Origin of the sequence: Microbacterium sp. 1.5R (assembly GCF_001889265.1) — a bacterium.
Classification (GTDB): domain Bacteria; phylum Actinomycetota; class Actinomycetes; order Actinomycetales; family Microbacteriaceae; genus Microbacterium.
This window is the reverse complement of record NZ_CP018151.1, coordinates 2,051,567-2,068,868: the sequence shown is the minus strand read 5'-3', so window position 1 is coordinate 2,068,868 and position 17,302 is coordinate 2,051,567. Positions and strand designations below refer to the sequence as shown.

15 protein-coding genes and 1 tRNA gene are annotated in these 17,302 nt (G+C 67.7%); 7 read left to right on the top strand and 9 right to left on the bottom strand.

Annotation, left to right across the window (positions count from 1 at the left end):
• Position 1 precedes the first annotated feature (1 nt).
• The gene (locus tag BMW26_RS09875) at positions 2 to 700 is read left to right on the top strand and encodes a DsbA family oxidoreductase (protein WP_056278893.1); all 699 of its coding nucleotides are present in this window, start codon (positions 2 to 4) and stop codon (positions 698 to 700) included.
• Here BMW26_RS09875 and BMW26_RS09870 read toward each other — a convergent pair.
• Positions 697 to 1,191, bottom strand: a complete 495-nt coding sequence (locus BMW26_RS09870; RefSeq protein ID WP_053096494.1) for a glutathione peroxidase — start codon at positions 1,189 to 1,191, stop codon at positions 697 to 699. The two genes, BMW26_RS09875 and BMW26_RS09870, sit on opposite strands and share 4 nt — an antisense overlap.
• A gap of 59 nt (positions 1,192 to 1,250) precedes the next feature.
• On the opposite strand from BMW26_RS09870, the gene dusB reads away from it, so the two are divergent.
• The 5 genes from dusB to BMW26_RS09845 all read left to right on the top strand — a co-directional run bounded on the left by dusB (position 1,251) and on the right by BMW26_RS09845 (position 6,636).
• On the top strand, positions 1,251 to 2,405 hold the full coding sequence (gene dusB, locus BMW26_RS09865; protein ID WP_053096491.1) for a tRNA dihydrouridine synthase DusB: 1,155 nt from the start codon (positions 1,251 to 1,253) through the stop codon (positions 2,403 to 2,405).
• Positions 2,395 to 3,789 (top strand): deoxyguanosinetriphosphate triphosphohydrolase, encoded by a 1,395-nt coding sequence (locus BMW26_RS09860; RefSeq protein WP_072591390.1) that lies wholly within the window; start codon positions 2,395 to 2,397, stop codon positions 3,787 to 3,789. The genes dusB and BMW26_RS09860 overlap by 11 nt, the downstream gene beginning before the upstream one ends.
• A complete protein-coding gene (gene dnaG, locus BMW26_RS09855) occupies positions 3,789 to 5,654 on the top strand; it encodes a DNA primase (RefSeq protein ID WP_056278891.1) in 1,866 nt (621 codons plus the stop codon). The genes BMW26_RS09860 and dnaG overlap by 1 nt, the downstream gene beginning before the upstream one ends.
• A gap of 36 nt (positions 5,655 to 5,690) precedes the next feature.
• Entirely contained in the window at positions 5,691 to 6,464 is a 774-nt protein-coding gene (locus BMW26_RS09850) for an ATP-binding cassette domain-containing protein (protein WP_072591389.1), read from the top strand.
• 96 nt (positions 6,465 to 6,560) lie between these two features.
• A tRNA-Asn gene (locus BMW26_RS09845) sits at positions 6,561 to 6,636 on the top strand.
• Positions 6,637 to 6,783: 147 nt separating this feature from the next.
• Here the strand turns inward: BMW26_RS09845 and BMW26_RS09840 are convergent.
• A complete protein-coding gene (locus tag BMW26_RS09840) occupies positions 6,784 to 7,299 on the bottom strand; it encodes a septum formation family protein (protein WP_053096476.1) in 516 nt (171 codons plus the stop codon).
• Positions 7,300 to 7,418: 119 nt separating this feature from the next.
• Positions 7,419 to 7,985: a peptide deformylase gene (gene def, locus BMW26_RS09835; RefSeq protein ID WP_072591388.1), complete on the bottom strand. Its 567-nt coding sequence runs from the start codon at positions 7,983 to 7,985 to the stop codon at positions 7,419 to 7,421.
• Between the two features lie 61 nt (positions 7,986 to 8,046).
• Here def and BMW26_RS09830 point away from each other — a divergent pair, with 61 nt between their 5' ends.
• Positions 8,047 to 9,030: a DMT family transporter gene (locus BMW26_RS09830; RefSeq protein ID WP_053096472.1), complete on the top strand. Its 984-nt coding sequence runs from the start codon at positions 8,047 to 8,049 to the stop codon at positions 9,028 to 9,030.
• A 12-nt stretch (positions 9,031 to 9,042) separates the two neighbouring features.
• On the opposite strand, the gene pgl is transcribed toward BMW26_RS09830, so the two are convergent.
• Genes pgl through tkt form a run of 6 tightly spaced genes read right to left on the bottom strand, consistent with a single transcriptional unit; the run spans position 9,043 to position 17,142 of the window.
• Positions 9,043 to 9,828, bottom strand: a complete 786-nt coding sequence (gene pgl, locus BMW26_RS09825) for a 6-phosphogluconolactonase (RefSeq protein ID WP_198032315.1) — start codon at positions 9,826 to 9,828, stop codon at positions 9,043 to 9,045.
• Entirely contained in the window at positions 9,828 to 10,763 is a 936-nt protein-coding gene (locus BMW26_RS09820) for a glucose-6-phosphate dehydrogenase assembly protein OpcA (protein ID WP_053096468.1), read from the bottom strand. Before BMW26_RS09820 ends, pgl begins: the two co-directional genes overlap by 1 nt.
• Entirely contained in the window at positions 10,760 to 12,310 is a 1,551-nt protein-coding gene (gene zwf / locus BMW26_RS09815; RefSeq protein WP_053096466.1) for a glucose-6-phosphate dehydrogenase, read from the bottom strand. Before zwf ends, BMW26_RS09820 begins: the two co-directional genes overlap by 4 nt.
• A gap of 22 nt (positions 12,311 to 12,332) precedes the next feature.
• A complete protein-coding gene (locus BMW26_RS09810; RefSeq protein ID WP_072591386.1) occupies positions 12,333 to 13,940 on the bottom strand; it encodes a hypothetical protein in 1,608 nt (535 codons plus the stop codon).
• Positions 13,937 to 15,049, bottom strand: a complete 1,113-nt coding sequence (tal, locus tag BMW26_RS09805; RefSeq protein WP_053096462.1) for a transaldolase — start codon at positions 15,047 to 15,049, stop codon at positions 13,937 to 13,939. Before tal ends, BMW26_RS09810 begins: the two co-directional genes overlap by 4 nt.
• Positions 15,046 to 17,142, bottom strand: a complete 2,097-nt coding sequence (gene tkt, locus BMW26_RS09800) for a transketolase (RefSeq protein ID WP_072592305.1) — start codon at positions 17,140 to 17,142, stop codon at positions 15,046 to 15,048. The genes tal and tkt overlap by 4 nt, the downstream gene beginning before the upstream one ends.
• Positions 17,143 to 17,302: the final 160 nt, after the last annotated feature.

Here is a 17,302-nt window from a genome sequence, read left to right as displayed (position 1 = left end):
TGTGAGTGAAGCCATCTCGATCGACATCTGGTCCGACATCGCCTGCCCGTGGTGCTACATCGGCAAGCGCAACCTCGAGAAGGGTCTCGAAGCCGTCTCCGGCGACGACGACGCGCCGCAGGTGAACATCACCTTCCATTCGTTCGAGCTCTCGCCCGACACCCCGGTCGACTTCGACGGGGATGAGATCGACTTCCTCGCCGGTCACAAGGGGATGCCGCGCGACCAGGTCGAGCAGATGCTGTCGCACGTCACCGGAGTCGCCGAGAACGCCGGGCTCGCGTACCGCTTCGACCTCCTCCAGCACACCAACACCGTGAAGGCGCACGAGCTCCTTCACTTCGCGAAGGCACAGGGTGTGCAGCACGCGATGGAGGAGCGGCTGATGTCCGCGTACTTCACCGAGGGCAAGCACGTCGGCCGTATCGACGACCTGGTCGAACTCGCGGTCGAGGTCGGACTGAACCCGGACGACACGAGAGAAGCGCTGGTGTCCGCTCGTCACCTCGCCGACGTCCGCCAGGACCAGGCGCAGGCCCAGGCCTATGGGATCCAGGGCGTGCCGTTCTTCGTGATCGACGGTCAGTACGGCATCAGCGGAGCGCAGCCGCCCGCAGCGTTCGAGAACGTCCTGCGTGACCTCTGGGCCAAGCGCGGTGAGACCGAGCCGGAAGCCGAAGCCGAGACGGCCGCGGTCTAGCGGGTCAGCGCGGCTTCGATCGCGCCGACGATCTCGGGGTCGTTCGGCTTCTGCTTCGGGCGGAAGCGGACGACCTCTCCGTCGGGAAGCACCAGGAACTTCTCGAAGTTCCACTCGACGCGACCCGCCTTGCCGCCGGCATCCGGGGTCTCCTTGAGCGTCTTGTAGAGATCGGTGGCGTTCTTGCCGTTGACCTTCACCTTGTCGTTGATCGGGAAGGTCACACCGTACGTGGTCGAGCAGAACTCCAGGATCTGATCGACCGATCCCGGCTCCTGCCCGAAGAACTGGTTGCAGGGGAACCCGACGACGCTGAACCCGCGGTCGCCGTACAGGCGCTGCAGCTCCTCGAGCTGCTCGTACTGCGGAGTGAGGCCGCACTTCGAGGCGACGTTCACCACGAGGACGACATCGGCACCCAGATCATCGAGTGTCTTCTCGTTGCCGTCGGCGTCTGTGAAGGGGATGGAACGGACTGCGGGATCGGTCATATTCACAGCTTAGGTCGATGCGCCGAGACCGGCTCCGTGTCTGGGAGAATGGAGGGGACATGACTCTCGCCACCGCCTCAGCTCGCACCCTCAACATCGGTCCGATCGCCCTCGACGTGCCGGTCGTCCTCGCACCCATGGCGGGTATCACGAACACCGCGTTCCGCAGGCTGTGCCGCGAATACGGTGCGGGGCTCTACGTGAGCGAGATGATCACCTCGCGCGCGCTGGTCGAGCGCAACGAGACCACGATGCGACTCATCCGCCACCACGAGTCCGAGACTCCGCGGTCGATCCAGCTCTACGGCGTCGACCCGCACACGATCTCCGAGGCCGTCCGCATCATCGTCGCCGAAGACCACGCCGACCACATCGACCTGAACTTCGGATGCCCGGTCCCCAAGGTCACGCGCAAGGGCGGGGGAGCGGCGCTGCCGTGGAAGAGCTCTCTCTTCTCGCAGATCGTCACCCAGGCGGTCAAGGCGGCGGGCGACGTGCCCCTGACCATCAAGATGCGCAAGGGCATCGATCCCGACCACCTCACGTTCCTCGACGCCGGGCGCGCTGCCGAAGACGCCGGTGTCTCGGCCATCGCGCTGCATGCGCGGACGGCGAGCGAGTTCTACTCCGGCTTCGCGGACTGGAACGCGATCGGCGAGCTCAAGCAGGCCGTCACCAGCGTCCCCGTGCTCGGCAACGGCGACATCTGGTCGGCCGACGACGCCGTGCGCATGATGCAGCAGACCGACTGCGACGGAGTCGTCGTCGGACGTGGATGCCTCGGTCGTCCCTGGCTCTTCGGCGAGCTCGCGGCGGCCTTTGGCGCGGAATCGCATCCGGTCGACGCGACCCTCGGGTTCGTGGCCGATGCCTTCCGTCGCCACGCCGAGCTGCTGGTCGAGTTCTTCGAGGATGAGGACCGCGGATGCCGCGATGTCCGCAAGCATGTCGCGTGGTACTTCAAGGGCTATCCGGTCGGCGGCGACATCCGGACGGGGCTCGCGACAGCATCCAGCCTCGCCGAGATCGACGAGCTGCTCGGCCAGCTCGATCATTCGGCGCCGTACCCCGGCGCCGATGCCGAAGGACAGCGCGGTCGGTCCGGTCGCCCGAAACGCCCGGCGCTGCCGGACAAGTGGCTGGAGTCGCGGGAACTCGCGGCGTCGGCCTCAGAGATGATGCGAGGGGCGGAGATCGAGAACAGTGGTGGCTGATCCTCAGGCATACCCGGCTCGCGGACGCTCGGACGGATACGACCCGCGCGATGCCGAGCGATTCTTCGCCGAGACCCATCGATCCGAACGAGACGACTTCGCCCGCGACCGTGCGCGCGTGCTGCACTCGGCGGCTCTGCGTCGACTGGCCGCGAAGACCCAGGTGCTCAGCCCGGCCAGCACAGCCGATTTCGCCCGCAATCGTCTGACCCACTCGCTCGAGGTCGCCCAGGTCGGACGCGAACTCGCCACCGCACTCGGAGTCTCGGCCGATGTGGTCGACACCGCGTGCCTCAGTCACGATCTCGGACACCCTCCCTTCGGGCACAACGGCGAGCGTGCGCTCAACGAGTGGGCCGAGCCCATCGGCGGGTTCGAAGGCAATGCGCAGTCGCTGCGCATCCTGAGCCGTCTCGAGGCCAAGGCGATCGACGACGACGGGCGCTCTGTCGGACTCAACCTGACGCGAGCCAGCCTCGACGCGACCTGCAAGTACCCGTGGACCGCCGACAGCCCCGTGCCCGACCCGGGAGGTCGACTCAAGTTCGGCGTGTATCCCGAGGACGAGGCGGTCTTCCGGTGGCTGCGCGAGGGAGTCCCTGGACGCCGACGCTGCATCGAGGCGGAGATCATGGATCTGTCCGATGACATCGCCTATTCGGTGCACGACTTCGAGGATGCGATCGTCAACGGCTACGTCGATGTCGCGCAGCTGTCCGATCCGCGTCAGCATGAGGCGCTCATCGACCGCATCCAGCAGTGGGTCGGGTACGACTTCACCCGCGACGACCTCGCCGATGCCCTGTATCGACTCGCCTCCCAGCCGATGTGGCTGCAGTCCTTCGACCGATCACGGCATGACCTCGTCCGGCTCAAGAACCTGACGAGCGACTTCATCGGCCGCTTCGCGAGAGCAGCCGTCTCGGCGACGCGTGAGGCATACTCCGGCCCCGCTCTCGTGCGCTACAACGCTCACGTCGTGGTGCCGCGGGTGATCGAGGCTGAGATCGCCGTGCTCAAGGGCATCATGGGGCAGGCGATCGTCACGATCGATGCCCGTAAGGGCGTGTACAAAGAGCAGCGGCGGGTGCTGAAGCGTCTGGCCGATGCGCTCTGGTCGACCGACGCGCTGTGGTCTGCCGGCGCGGACGTGCTCGAGCCCGCCTTCTCGGCGGACTTCCTCGCGGCGACGAGCGACGCCGAGCGCGCCCGCGTGATCGTCGATCAGATCGCGAGCCTCACCGATCAGAGCGCGATCGACTGGCACAACAGGCTCGTCGGCGAGATCGACCCTGCAGAGGTCGGGATCTGGACTCCGAGACATGCGCGACCGGGTGCTCGTCAGCACACCCCGCGTCAGGCGGTCATCGAAGGGGTCGGCTGATGCCCCGCATCCGCCAGGCCGACGTCGACGAGGTCAAGGCCCGCACGAACATCGCCGACATCGTCGGGGAGCGCGTCGCACTCAAGTCCGCCGGCGTCGGCTCGCTGAAGGGCCTGTGCCCGTTCCATGACGAGAAGAGCCCCAGCTTCCACGTGCGGCCCCAGGTCGGCTACTACCACTGCTTCGGATGCGGTGAATCGGGTGACGTCTACTCGTTCCTGCGCGAGATGGACCACGTCAGCTTCACCGAGGCCGTAGAGCGACTGGCCGGCCGCCTCGGCTACGCGCTGCACTATGAGGACGGCGGGTCGGCACCGGAGACGAGCGGACGCAGTCGTCTCTATGCGGCCAACACCGCTGCCGCCGAGTACTTCCGCGGCCAGTTGCTCACCGCCGATGCGGAGGCGGGACGCCGGTTCCTCGGGGAGCGCGGCTTCGACGCCGGTGCTGCCGCGCACTTCGGCGTGGGCTTCGCGCCGCGCGGGTGGGACAAGATGTTGAAAGCCCTCACGGCTCAGGGGTTCACGCGCGAGGAACTGAGTGCTGCCGGTCTGGTGTCGACGGGTCAGCGCGGCGTCTACGACCGCTTCCGTGGCCGCCTCGTCTGGCCGATCCGCGACGTCTCCGGTCAGACGATCGGGTTCGGTGCGCGCAAGCTCTTCGACGACGACCAGGGGCCGAAATACCTGAACACGCCTGAGACGCCGATCTACAAGAAGGCCCAGGTCCTGTACGGCCTCGATCTCGCCAAGCGCGACATCTCGCGGGGCGATCCCCGCCGGGTCGTGGTGGTCGAGGGATACACCGATGTCATGGCGTGTCACCTCGCCGGCCTCACGACCGCGATCGCGACGTGCGGCACGGCGTTCGGAACCGATCACATCAAGGTGCTCCGCCGGGTGATGGGCGACGACAACGCCTCCGGAGAGGTGGTCTTCACCTTCGACGGCGACGAGGCAGGTCAGAAGGCCGCGCTTCGCGCCTTCACCGAGGACGATCGCTTCAACGCGCAGACGTTCGTGGCGGTGGCGCCCGACGGCCTCGACCCGTGCGACCTCAGGCTACAGCGCGGTGATGCCGCCGTGCGCTCCCTCATGGAGACCAAGCAGCCGATGTTCGAGTTCGCGATCGACAGGAAGCTCAGCGGCTTCGACCTCTCGACGGTCGAGGGCCGGGTGGGCGCGCTGCGCGCGGCAGCGCCGATCGTGGCGGAGATTCGCGATCGTCTGCTGCGACCCGGATACGAGCGGGTGCTCGCGCGAAGGCTGGGCATGGACCCGACCGAGGTGCGCAACGAGGTCGAACGTGCCGCACGTGGGGGAGCGCAGTCCGCGCGGCACGAGGCGGCCAGGCACGAGACCACGATCGACCCCGCCACAGTGGCGCCGGGCATGGCTCCGGTCACTCTTGCGAGCCTGCCGCGAACCGCGGATGTCGCGGTCGAACGCGACGCGCTGATGGGCGCCCTGCAGTACGGTCACCAGATCGATCAGGCGCTGCTCACCCGCGCCCTCAGCGCTCCGTTCCGCACCCCGGGGCTCGACGCCGTGCGCGAGGCCGTCGCGGCCGCGGCTGACCGCACCCGCGCCGGTTGGGTGACGGATGCCGTGAACTCGGTGCGCGAACCCTACCGATCGCTCGCGGGCGAGCTGCTGATGACGCCGTTCCCGGCTCGCAACGAAGACGGCGCCGTCGCCTCGACGACCGATCTCGCCAAGCGGCTCATCATGCGCATCCTCGAGCACGAGAAGCAGGAGCTCCTCGGTGCCGTGCAGCGGGTTCCCGCGGACTCGGACGGCGGGCGCGCCCTGCGTATGCGTCTTCGCGACATCGACGTCGAGCGTCAGCGGTTCGCCGAGTCGTAACGCCGGCTGTCAGGCGCGGCAAGGCAGGATGGAGGAATGTTCTCCCGGCCCGAATCGACCAACGCGATCGACAGCTCTGATCTGGTCATCGATCGAATCGGGCACAGCGGCCCCACCCGCGCCATCGACGGGGTGAGCTTCGCTCTCGCACCGGGCGAGCTCATCTGCGTCGCCGGCCCGACCGGCTCGGGCAAGTCGACGCTCGTCGCGGCGCTGGCAGGATCCACGGATCCGTCGGTCCGGGTCGTCGGAGGCAGCGCTCAGGTGTGCGGAGTCGACATCCGCCGGCCGGGACGCAAGCATCGCCTGCTGACCTACCGCACGGGATTCGTTCCGCAGCGCGCCGGTGCCGACCTCCCTCCCCAGCTCACGGTGAGCGAGATCATCTCAGAGCCGATCCTGATCCGCGAGAAGCGGGTCAATACCCAGGCGCTCACCATTCGCGTCGCGACGCTGCTCGACGAGTTGCACCTGCCTCTCGGAACAGCCGCGAGGTTCCCGTACGAGTTGAGCGCAGGCATGCGTCAGCGCGTGGCGATTGCGCGATCGTTCGTGCTCGAGCCCTGGGTGCTCATCGCCGACGAGATCCTCGCCAACCTCGATCTCGAGGTGCGGCCCGTGGTGTTCGACGCGATCACCCGTCGGCGCAAGGAGCAGGGGATGGGCGCGCTGCTGGTGACGAACGACGCCGACTTCATCCGTGAGCTGAATGCGGAGACGCTGATGCTGCGCGGGGGTCACGTGGTCGCCCGCGGTGTCGGCAAGGACCTGCTGTGGGCGCCCAACGCCGAGGCGGATTCGGGCCACTGACAGGGGTGCCGACGACACGCCCGACCTGCGGCCCGTGTCACGAGCACGCTCCGGAGTTTGCTAGGATTGACGAGTTGCCCGCACAGCGGAGCACATTCCTCGGTAGCTCAATTGGCAGAGCAGCCGGCTGTTAACCGGCAGGTTCTTGGTTCGAGTCCAAGCCGGGGAGCCAATGAAAAGCCCCTCTTCGGAGGGGCTTTTCCCTTTCTGCGGTGCGAGTCCCCGCTACTGTCTCCTCGAGGTCATTCGATGGTGACCTCCGGATACGCGAACGAGGCCCCGTCGGATGACGGAGCCTCGTTCGGTGATCAGAGCGAGATCAGCGCGCTGCGCCCTTGAGTGACCCGGTGGTCTGGCCGGCGGGGTCGGAGATCACGCACTGCACGACGCGGTCGTTCAGCTCGTCCCAGGTCTGCTGGGTCGGCGTGATCGGGTAGACCTCGAGCACCGAGGCCTCGAAGGCGACACCGACGAAGCTCGTGTAGGCGTCGCCGATGCACTCCTGCGACGCGGCGTCGATGTTCTCCTCGGAGAACTCGCCGTCGTCCATCGTGATCTCGTAGTAGACCTCTTCATCGTGCGGCTGGTCGCACGGGACGACGTCGGCGTCCTCGATGAGACCGCTTGCACTCGCCATCTTGCAGTCGCCGAGCTTCAGCGAGAAGATGTCGATGTTCGAGCTCTCGGTCACCTGTCCGGTGTCCTCGTCGCGGTCGGCGTCGCCCGAACCGCCCCCCAGGATGCCGTTCAGCGCGCTGCAGCCGGTCAGTGCGACCGACAGCGCCACAGCAGAACCTGCCAGCGCCAGTGCGCGTCGCGTGCGCATCTTCATCATTTCGTCCCCTCCAGAGCCTCTTGGTGAGTGGCATATTGAAATACCACCTCAAGCACGGTATCCGGGCCGGAGTCTGTGATGCAACTCCGAGAAGACTGTGAGCGGGCTGGGAGGGAAGGTCAGGCTTCCAGATCGTCGATGCCGGGGACCCAGCTCGCGCCGGGCTTGCCCCACCCGCGCTTCTTCGCGATCTTCTGGACGGTCTTCCAGTCGCCGTCCGAGAGGCGGTCGATGTAGAGGATGCCGTCGAGGTGGTCGAACTCGTGCTGCATGATGCGGGCGCGCCAGCCGTCGACCGCGATCTCCACAGGCGCCCCGTCGAGATCGACGCCTGAGACCCGCACCCGCTCCGAGCGCCGCAGCGGGAATCGCTCACCCGGGAACGAGAGGCAGCCTTCGGACTCCAGCTCGTCGTCCGGCTCGCCGGGCTCCAGCGGCACCATCCAGAGCTCCGGGTTGATGATCACGCCACGCCACGGCTGCTCGTCATCATCGACGTACGCGTACGTGTAGATGCGCAGCGGCACGCCGACCTGGGGTGCGGCGAGACCGACGCCCGGGGCCCTGTCCATCGTCTCGAACATGTCGGCGACGAGCGTGCGGATGTCGTCGGAGATCTCCTCGACGACGGAAGCGGGGGAGTGCAGGACGGGGTCGCCCATGATGCGAATAGGAAGAACAGCCACGCCATAACCCTACTCGGCGCACATCGCCGGGTAGGGTCGAAGGGTGAGCATCTCCGTATGGATGACTGGGGCGGAAGACGTCACCGAGCAGCTGGTCGGTGTCTTCCAGAACCCGAAACTGCTCCTCGGCATCCCCCTCGCGCTTGCGGGTGCCGTCTTCATGTCTCTCGGCGCGCAGTATCAGCATCGTGGCGTCGAGAAGGTGGAGCGGCTCAGCGGATCCGACGGAGCCAGCGGTCTGAGCATGAGCCAGATGAAGGGCCTGCTCACCCGGCCCTCCTGGATAGCCGGAACGCTGATGCTCGGCCTGGCGATCGTGTGTCAGCTCGCGGCGCTCTCTCAAGCGCCGCTGATGGTCGTGCAGCCGCTCGGCGCCATCGCGCTTGTCATCACCACGCTGCTAAACGCACGGATCTCGGGTCATTCGCCGACCAGGAAGTCGATCATCGCGATCGTCTGCTGTGTGGGCGGCATCTTCCTGTTCGTCTTCTTCGCAGCGATCTACGCCACGGAGAAGGAGATCACCGACACCGAGCTCTTCACGATCCTGGCGATCCTGCTGGTCGTCATCATCGTGCTCGGCGCCTGCTGGCTGGTGCTCCGCCACCGCATGCGCGCTCTGTTCTACGTCATCGGCGCCGGCATCCTCTACGGTTTCGTCGCCACTCTCGCCAAAGCCGTCATCAGCCGGATCAGCGCCGGCAACTTCGAGTGGATCACCCTCGTGTGCGTCATCGCGCTGATCGCGGCCGGTGCCGTCGGAGCGTACTTCGTCCAGTCCGCCTACAGCTCGGGGCCGCCGGATCTCGTCATCGCCGGACTGACGGTCGTCGACCCCATGGTCGCCGTGCTCATCGGCATGGTCGTGCTCGGAGAGGCCGCGGCGTCACCGCCGTGGGTCCTCGTGATCTTCGCCGTGGCCGGTGCCATCGCGATCTGGGGCGTCGTCAACCTCGCGCGGTACCACCCGCAGGTGCTGAGCGACAGCCAGGACCTCGGGATCACGCGCGGCAGTGACGACGCGACAAAAGACCCCGAGGCCTGAGTTCTCTCGACTTCAGTACGCCGGGTCGATGAGGTCGGGCGAGACCTCTGACGCAGCGGCCTCGTCGACGAAGAAGACGGTGCGCTTGCGGCCCTTGGCGCCCGCGGCTGGAACGTTGGTGTAGCTCGCTCCCGCGAGGGCGAGTCCGAGCGCCGACGCCTTGTCCGCGCCGGTGAGGACCAGCCAGACACGCTTCGACGCGTTGAGCACCGGGCGCGTCAGCGTGACACGCTCCGGCGGAGGCTTGGGAGAGTCGCGAACCGGCAGCGCGGCGGCGTCCGTCACGGTGACCTCGGGGCGATCGGGGAAGAGTGAGGCGATGTGGCCGTCGGGCCCCACACCGAGGAAGCAGACCGCGAACGACGGCCACGGGTGCTCGTCGGTCCCGTAGCGCGCGAGATCCGCCGCGTACGCCGACGCGGCCTCGTCGAGGGTCAGCCCCTCGTCCGCAGCAGCGACCTCGTGGATGTTCTCGGCGGGGACGGGAATGTGGTCGAGCAGGGCCTCACGCGACTGCACCGCATTGCGATCTGCGTCGTCGCGAGCGACGAACCGCTCATCGCCCCACCAGAAGTGCACCAGCGACCAGTCGATCTGACCCGACCTGGGGTCGTCGCGCGTCGCACGCAGAACCGCACCGCCCATCGAACCGCCGGTGAGGGCGATGTGGGCGATGCGGCCGTTGCGCGTGCGCGCACGAAGGCGCGTCAGGAATCTGTCGGCCACGCTCGCGGCAAGTGCTGCGGGCGTGGCTTCGACCACGACCCGCTTCTCTGCGGGCGCTGTCTTCGTCGACATCATTCTCCTGTCTGGGGCGGACCCAGTTTCTCCCAGCCCTCGGTGATCACTCGACCGTACAGGACGTCGGGGTCGAGGCGACGCAGCTCCTCGGCGAGGCACTCCCGCAGCGTGCGGCGCGGCAGGTGCAGGTCGTGGTCGGGCTGGTCGGGCTGCGTGAGCACGGCCACGCCGGGCGTGGGCCGCTCGAGCAGGATGTCGCCCGACGAGCGGTGCAGACGCACCGACTTGATGCCCTCCTGCCAGTGCTCGGGGTCTTCGTACGACCAGGTCACCGGGACGTCGAGGGCCATCTGCAGCCATGCGGCGAGAAGCGCGGTCGACGGCGAGGCCGATCCACCGCGCACCTCGACCGCGGTGACCTCTTCGAACGGCGGCTGATCGAGCACGGCGGCGAGCTGCTCGCGCCAGTGCGTGAGACGGGTCCACGCGAGGTCGGTGTCGCCGGGCGCGTGGGTCTCGCCGAGCAGTCCCAGGCGGTCGCGAACATCGGGTGCGGTCGCGGCATCCGTGATGCGGCGCTGCGCGATCTTGCCGAGGGGAGACGAGGCCGGCGACGTCGGCGCCTCTTCGGGCCACCAGGCGACGACGGGGGCGTCGGGCAGGAGCAGACCTGTGACCAGGCTCTCCTCGTTGCTGGCGGCGTCGCCGTAGGCCCGGAGGACGACGACCTCGGAGGCGCCGGCGTCACCGCCGACGCGGATCTGAGCGTCGAGACGCGACTCGCCCTCACCCGTGGTGAGAACGATGACACGCATGGGGTGCTCGCGGGACGCGTCGTTTGCCGCGTCGATCGCTGCCTCTGCGACGCCGTTGCGTGCAGAGATGATCAGCGTGAGCACACGGCCGAGTGCGACGGCGCCGCCCTCTTCGCGCACCTTGACGAGCTGCTTGGCGACCTGGCTGACGGTCGTGTCGGGAAGGTCGATGATCATGGGCGTCTCCACACTCGTCCATCACGGGCAAGGAGGTCGTCGGCGGATGCCGGACCCCACGAACCGGGTGCGTACTGGTCGACCGGGCCGCCCTCGGCTGCCCAGTACTTCTCCACGGGGTCGAGGATCTTCCAGGAGAGCTCGACCTCCTCATGGCGCGGGAACAGCGGCGGGTCGCCCAGGAGCACGTCGAGGATCAGACGTTCGTACGCCTCGGGGCTCGCCTCGGTGAACGCGTGGCCGTAACCGAAGTCCATGGTGACATCGCGCACGTTGGTGCCGTTTCCGGGAACTTTCGATCCGAAGCGGATCGTGACGCCCTCATCGGGCTGGACGCGGATGACGAGCGCATTCTGGCCGAGCTCTGCCGTGTTCGAGCGGCCGAAGAGGTGCTCCGGTGCCTTCTTGAACACGACGGCGACCTCGGTCACACGACGCCCCAGACGCTTCCCGGTGCGAAGGTAGAACGGGACGCCGGACCAGCGTCGGGTGTCGATCTCCAGCTTGATCGCGGCATAGGTCTCGGTCGCGGACTCGGGGTTCATCCCGTCCTCGTCCAGGAATCCGGTCACCTGCTCGCCACCCTGCCAGCCTCCCGCGTACTGCCCGCGGGCGGTCGCGAGCGAGAGATCCTCCGGCACGTGGACCGCAGCGAGAACCTTCTCCTTCTCGGCACGCAGGTGCTCGGCGGACAGGCTGATCGGCTCTTCCATGGCGGTGAGCGCGAGCAGCTGCAGCAGGTGGTTCTGGATGACATCGCGCGCAGCACCGACGCCGTCGTAGTAGCCCGCACGGCCACCGACGCCGATGTCCTCGGCCATCGTGATCTGCACGTGGTCGACGTAGTTGCGGTTCCAGATCGGTTCGTACAGCTCGTTCGCGAAGCGCAGGGCCAGGATGTTCTGGACCGTCTCCTTGCCGAGGTAGTGGTCGATGCGGAAGATCGAGTCGGCGGAGAACGCCACCTCGAGGGCGGCATTCAGTTCGCGCGCCGACTCGAGGTCGTGGCCGAACGGCTTCTCGATCACGACACGTCGCCAGCGCTCATCGTCGTCGTCATTCGCTCCGACGAGGCCGGAGTCCTTGAGCTGCTTCGCGACGAGGGGGAAATCCTTCGGCGGGATCGACAGGTAGAACGCGTGGTTGCCCATCGTGCCGCGTTCGACGTCGAGCTGATCGACCGTGTCGCGCAGCTTGCGGAAGGACTCGGGGTTGTCGAACTCGCCCGAGACGAAGCGGATGCCCTGCAGCAGCTGCGCCCACGTCTCTTCGCGGAAGGGCGTGCGTGCATGCTGCTTCACGGCGTCGTACACGACCTGGGCGAAGTCCTGGTCCTCCCAGTCTCGACGGGCGAAGCCCACGAGAGCGAATCCGGGAGGCAGGAGTCCGCGGTTGGCGAGATCGTAGACGGCGGGCATGAGCTTCTTGCGTGACAGATCTCCGGTCACACCGAAGATCACGAGGGCGCTGGGCCCGGCGATCCGGTTGAGGCGGCGATCATCGGGGTCACGCAGCGGGTTGTGCCCGCGCGAGATGGGAACAGACATCGGTGGGGGATTCTCCTGGCTGTTACTTCTGTGCGGCTTCGAAGAGGGTGAGGACGTCGGCCGACGAATCGGTGATCGTCAGGGAGACGACCGGACGGCCGTGCTCGGCGAGGACACCGGCATCGCCGGCGGCCTGTGCCTCGATGAGCTGTCCGAACGTGAACGGGCGCTCGGGGATCTCGAGGTCGACATCCGTGCGCTCCAGGATCTGCAGGAACACGCCCTGCGCCGGCCCGCCCTTGTGGTACTGGCCGGTGGAGTGCAGGAACCGGGGTCCCCATCCGAACGTCGTCGGCCGACCGGAGTCGGCGGCGACGAGCTCGCGGAGACCCTGCAGCTGCGGGACGTCGAGCCTGTTGACGTATGCCTGGATCGACACGTAGCCGTCTTCCGGCAGCACAGCCCACAGCGCGTCGAGCACGCCCTCGACGGTTCCCGACACCGCGAGAGCGGGGTCGGAGACGCGGACCTCGACGCCGTTCTCGACGAACGCCGGTGTCGTCGGAGAGGGACGTGCATCCAGCAGTCCACGGGCGGCGACCTTCGCCGACTCGACGTCGGGCTGGTCGAACGGGTTGATGCCGAGCAGATACCCGGCGATGGCGGTCGCGTACTCCCACACGATGAGCTGCGCACCCAGCGAACCGCTGACGAGGATCTCGCCCTCGTGACGTTCGCGCAGGTGGAACTCGTTCGCGTCGTCGACGAGCCGCACGATCTGGAGATCGGCGGGTCGGGAGTCGAGCTCCGGCGACACGGGCAGCAGGACGACGGGAAGGATGCCGGTGCTGTCCTTGCCGGTGGACTCCGCGATGAGCTGCTCGATCCAGTCGGGGAGCCCGTTGATGTGCGTGCCGTCGGTGATGAGACCGAGCTTGTCGCGTCGCGGCGTGGTGGCGGAGATCGCCGCGGCCAGCCGGAGTGCCGGGTTGTCGGCCGAGTCGATGGCGACCTCGAGGAGCGAGGCCTCGGCCTCGTCGAGGAGCTCGGCGATGTCAGCGCCCGCGAGCCCCGACGGTACGAGGCCGAAGGCGGTGAGGGCCGAGTACCGCCCGCCGACGTGCGGGTCGGCGTTGAACACGCGGTAGCCGGCTTCACGAGCGGAGACGTCGAGCGGCGAGCCCGGGTCGGTCACGACGATGATGCGCTCGAGCGGGTCGATGCCCACGTCGCGGAACGCGGCCTCGAAAGTGCGACGCTGCGAGTCGGTCTCGACGGTCGAGCCGGACTTCGAGGAGACGACCAGCACGGTGTTCTCCAGGCCCTCGTCGAGCGCGGCGAGCACCTGGCTCGGCGCGGTCGAGTCGAGAATCGTCAGCGGGACACCGGCGGTCTGGGCGATCACCTCGGGGGCGAGCGATGAGCCGCCCATGCCGGCGAGCACCACGCGGTTCACACCCTTCGCGTGCAGATCGGCGCGGAGGGCGACGATCTCGGCGACGAGGGGGCGCGAGACGGATACCGCCTCGACCCAGCCCAGGCGGATCGACGCCTCGGACTCGGCGGCGGGACCCCACAGGGCTGCGTCGCCGCCGGTCACCCGCGAGGCGACCAGGTCGTGGACGAGAGCGGGAACCGTCTCGTCGATCGCGACCCGAGCCGCGCCCGAGGCGTGGATCGCAAAGGTCATCGCTGAGCCTCGAGGCCCTCAGCCACCTGCGTCAGCAGATCGTGCCAGGAGTCGATGAACTTGGCGACGCCCTCGTCCTCGAGCACCTGGGTGACGTCGGTGAAGTCGATGCCGAGGTCGGCGAGACCGGCGAACACGGCGCGAGCCTCGTCGTAGCCGCCCGTGATCGTGTCGCCGGTGACGACGCCGTGGTCGAAGGTGGCCTCGAGGGTCTTCTCCGGCATCGTGTTGACGACGTCCTTCGCCACGAGCTCGGTGACGTAGAGCGTGTCGGGCAGGGCCGGGTCCTTGACGCCGGTCGACGCCCACAGCGGACGCTGCGGGTTGGCGCCCAGCTTGATGAGGTCCTGCGCACGCTTTTCGGCGAACTTCTGCTCGTAGAGCTCGTAGGCGAGACGCGCGTTCGCGAGGCCTGCCTTGCTCTTGAGCGCCTCGGCCTCGTCGGTGCCGATCGCCGAGAGGCGCTTGTCGGTCTCCGTGTCGACGCGCGACACGAAGAACGAGGCCACGGAGTGGATGCTCGACAGATCGAAGTCGGCGCTGTGCGCGCGCTCGAGACCGGTGAGGTAGGCGTCGATGACCTCGGCGTAGCGCTCGAGGCTGAAGATCAGGGTGACGTTGACGCTGATGCCCGATGCGATCGCCTCGGTGATGGCAGGCAGGCCCGCCTTCGTCGCGGGGATCTTCACGAGCAGGTTCGGACGGTCGACCTTTGCCCACAGCTGCTTGGCCTGTGCGACGGTGCCCTCGGTGTCATGCGCGAGGTCGGGGGAGACCTCGATGGAGACGCGGCCGTCGACGTGGCCCGACTTCTCCCACACGGGGCGGAAGACGTCGAGAGCGGCGGCGACGTCCTGCGTGGTCGCGGCGAACACGGCCTCTTCCGCCGTGGCGCCCGACGCTGCGAGCTCGGTGACCTGAGCGTCGTACGAGGTGTTGTTCTTGTCGGTGATCGCGTTCGCGAAGATCGTCGGGTTGGTGGTCACGCCGACCACGTTGCGCGACTCGATCAGCTCGGCGAGGTTGCCGGACGAGATGCGGGTGCGGGACAGGTCGTCGAGCCAGATGCTGACACCGGCTGCTGCGAGGTCTGCGGTGGGGGTGCTCATGCGTTCTCCTTGATGGTCTCGCGTGCGGCCGCGATGACGGCCTCGGTGGTGATGCCGAACTTCTGGAACAGGGTCTTGTAGTCGGCGGAGGCGCCGAAGTGGTCGATGCCGACCGAACGGCCGCGGTCGCCCACGATGCCGCGCCAGCTGAGGACGGAGCCGGCCTCGACCGAGACGCGGGCGGTGACGGCCTTCGGCAGGACCGACTCGCGGTATGCCTCGTCCTGCTCGTCGAACCACTCGAGCGACGGAGCGGAGACGACGCGGACGTTGACGCCCTCGTCGGCCAGGGCCGCACGGGCGTCGACCGCCAGCTGGACCTCGGACCCGGTCGCGATGATGATCACGTCGGGGGTGCCGTTCGGCGCCTCGGCGAGCACATATGCACCCTTCGAGACACCGTCTGTCGAGGCGAAGAGGTCACCGTCGGCTGCACCCTGGCCGCGCTCGAACACCGGGATGTTCTGACGGGTCAGCGCGATGCCGGTGGGGCCCTCGTGGCGTCGGAGGATCTCGAGCCAGGCGGCCGAGGTCTCGTTGGCGTCAGCCGGACGCACCAGGGTGAAGTTCGGGATGGCGCGGAGCGTCGCGATCTGCTCGACGGGCTGGTGCGTCGGGCCGTCTTCTCCGAGGGCGACGGAGTCGTGAGTCCAGACGAAGATGCTGGGGACGTTCATCAGCGCGGCCAGACGCACCGGCGGGCGCATGTAGTCGCTGAAGATGAGGAAGGTGCCGCCGAAGGCGCGCGTCGGGCCGTGCAGCACGATGCCGTTGACGATGGCGCCCATGGCGTGCTCGCGAATGCCGAAGTGCAGCACGCGGCCGTAGGGGTCGCCCGACCACTCGTGGGTCGACCACTCGGCGGGGATGAAGGACTTCGAGTCCTTGATCGTGGTGAGGTTCGACTCGGCGAGGTCGGCCGATCCGCCCCAGAGCTCGGGGAGCTCGGCGGCGAGGGCGTTGATGACCTGACCGGAGGCCGCACGCGTCGAGACGTCCTTGCCGCCTTCGAAGACGGGGAGCGCCGAGGTGATGTCGGCTGGCAGCTGCTTCGCCTCGAGGCGGTCGAGCAGCGCCTTGCGCTCAGGGTTGGCCGCGGCCCACGTGTCGAACGACTTCTGCCACTCGGCGCGGGTCTCCGCGGCGCGATCCGCGAGTGCGCGGGTGTGGGCGATGACGTCGTCGGCGATGGCGAAGTGCTCTTCGGGGTCGAAGCCCAGGACCTTCTTCGTTGCGGCGAGCTCGTCGCCACCGAGCGCGGAGCCGTGGATCTTGCCGGAGTTCTGCTTGCCGGGCGAGGGCCAGCCGATGATCGTCTTCAGGATGATGAGCGACGGCTTCGAGGTCTCGCCCTTCGCGGCCTCGATCGCCGCGTTGAGCTCGGCGACGTCCTCGACGTACTCGCCGGTCTTCTTCCAGTCGACGACCTGGACCTGCCAGCCGTAGGCCTCGTAGCGCTTGGCGACGTCTTCGGTGAAGGCGACGTTCGTGTCGTCCTCGATCGAGATCTGGTTGGAGTCGTAGATCGCGATGAGGTTGCCGAGCTCCTGGTGGCCCGCGAGCGAGGAGGCCTCGCTGGTGACGCCTTCCTGGAGGTCGCCGTCACCGGCGATCACGTAGACGAAGTGATCGAACGGGCTGGTGCCCGCCTCTGCCTCGGGGTCGAACAGGCCGCGCTCGTAGCGGGCGGCGTAGGCGAAGCCGACGGCGGAAGCGAGTCCCTGTCCCAGCGGGCCGGTGGTGATCTCGACGCCCTTGGTGTGACCGTATTCGGGGTGGCCCGGGGTGAGGGAACCCCACGTGCGCAGTGCCTTGAGGTCGTCGAGCTCGAGGCCGAAGCCGCCGAGGTAGAGCTGCACGTACTGGGTGAGAGAGGAGTGTCCGACCGAGAGGATGAAACGGTCACGACCCAGCCAGTCGGTGTCGGCCGGGTCGTGACGAAGCACCCGCTGATAGAGGAGATACGCGGCCGGAGCCAGGCTCATCGCGGTGCCGGGGTGGCCGTTGCCGACCTTCTCCACGGCATCCGCAGCCAGAAGACGCGCGGTGTCCACCGCGCGTCGGTCGATCTCATCCCACTGCAATTCCGACACTGTGAAGCCCTTCTGCAACTGTTCGAGAGCGCCGGATTGCACGATCGCAGTCCGCAACGATACGGAGGGGTTTGTGATGTGCGCCGGACGCGCGAGTCATTTCAGCATAGCGCCGAGGTTCGACTCGTTACCCCCCTTTACAACGCTCCGCCCGTCCAGT

Coding starts and splice junctions, on each gene's coding strand:
- BMW26_RS09870 (WP_053096494.1), bottom strand. CDS start 1,191: ATGACCGATCCCGCAGTCCGTTCCATCCCCTTCACAGACGCCGACGGC.
- dusB (WP_053096491.1), top strand. CDS start 1,251: ATGACTCTCGCCACCGCCTCAGCTCGCACCCTCAACATCGGTCCGATC.
- dnaG (WP_056278891.1), top strand. CDS start 3,789: ATGCCCCGCATCCGCCAGGCCGACGTCGACGAGGTCAAGGCCCGCACG.
- BMW26_RS09850 (WP_072591389.1), top strand. CDS start 5,691: ATGTTCTCCCGGCCCGAATCGACCAACGCGATCGACAGCTCTGATCTG.
- BMW26_RS09840 (WP_053096476.1), bottom strand. CDS start 7,299: ATGATGAAGATGCGCACGCGACGCGCACTGGCGCTGGCAGGTTCTGCT.
- BMW26_RS09830 (WP_053096472.1), top strand. CDS start 8,047: ATGACTGGGGCGGAAGACGTCACCGAGCAGCTGGTCGGTGTCTTCCAG.
- pgl (WP_198032315.1), bottom strand. CDS start 9,828: ATGTCGACGAAGACAGCGCCCGCAGAGAAGCGGGTCGTGGTCGAAGCC.
- BMW26_RS09820 (WP_053096468.1), bottom strand. CDS start 10,763: ATGATCATCGACCTTCCCGACACGACCGTCAGCCAGGTCGCCAAGCAG.
- zwf (WP_053096466.1), bottom strand. CDS start 12,310: ATGTCTGTTCCCATCTCGCGCGGGCACAACCCGCTGCGTGACCCCGAT.
- BMW26_RS09810 (WP_072591386.1), bottom strand. CDS start 13,940: ATGACCTTTGCGATCCACGCCTCGGGCGCGGCTCGGGTCGCGATCGAC.
- tal (WP_053096462.1), bottom strand. CDS start 15,049: ATGAGCACCCCCACCGCAGACCTCGCAGCAGCCGGTGTCAGCATCTGG.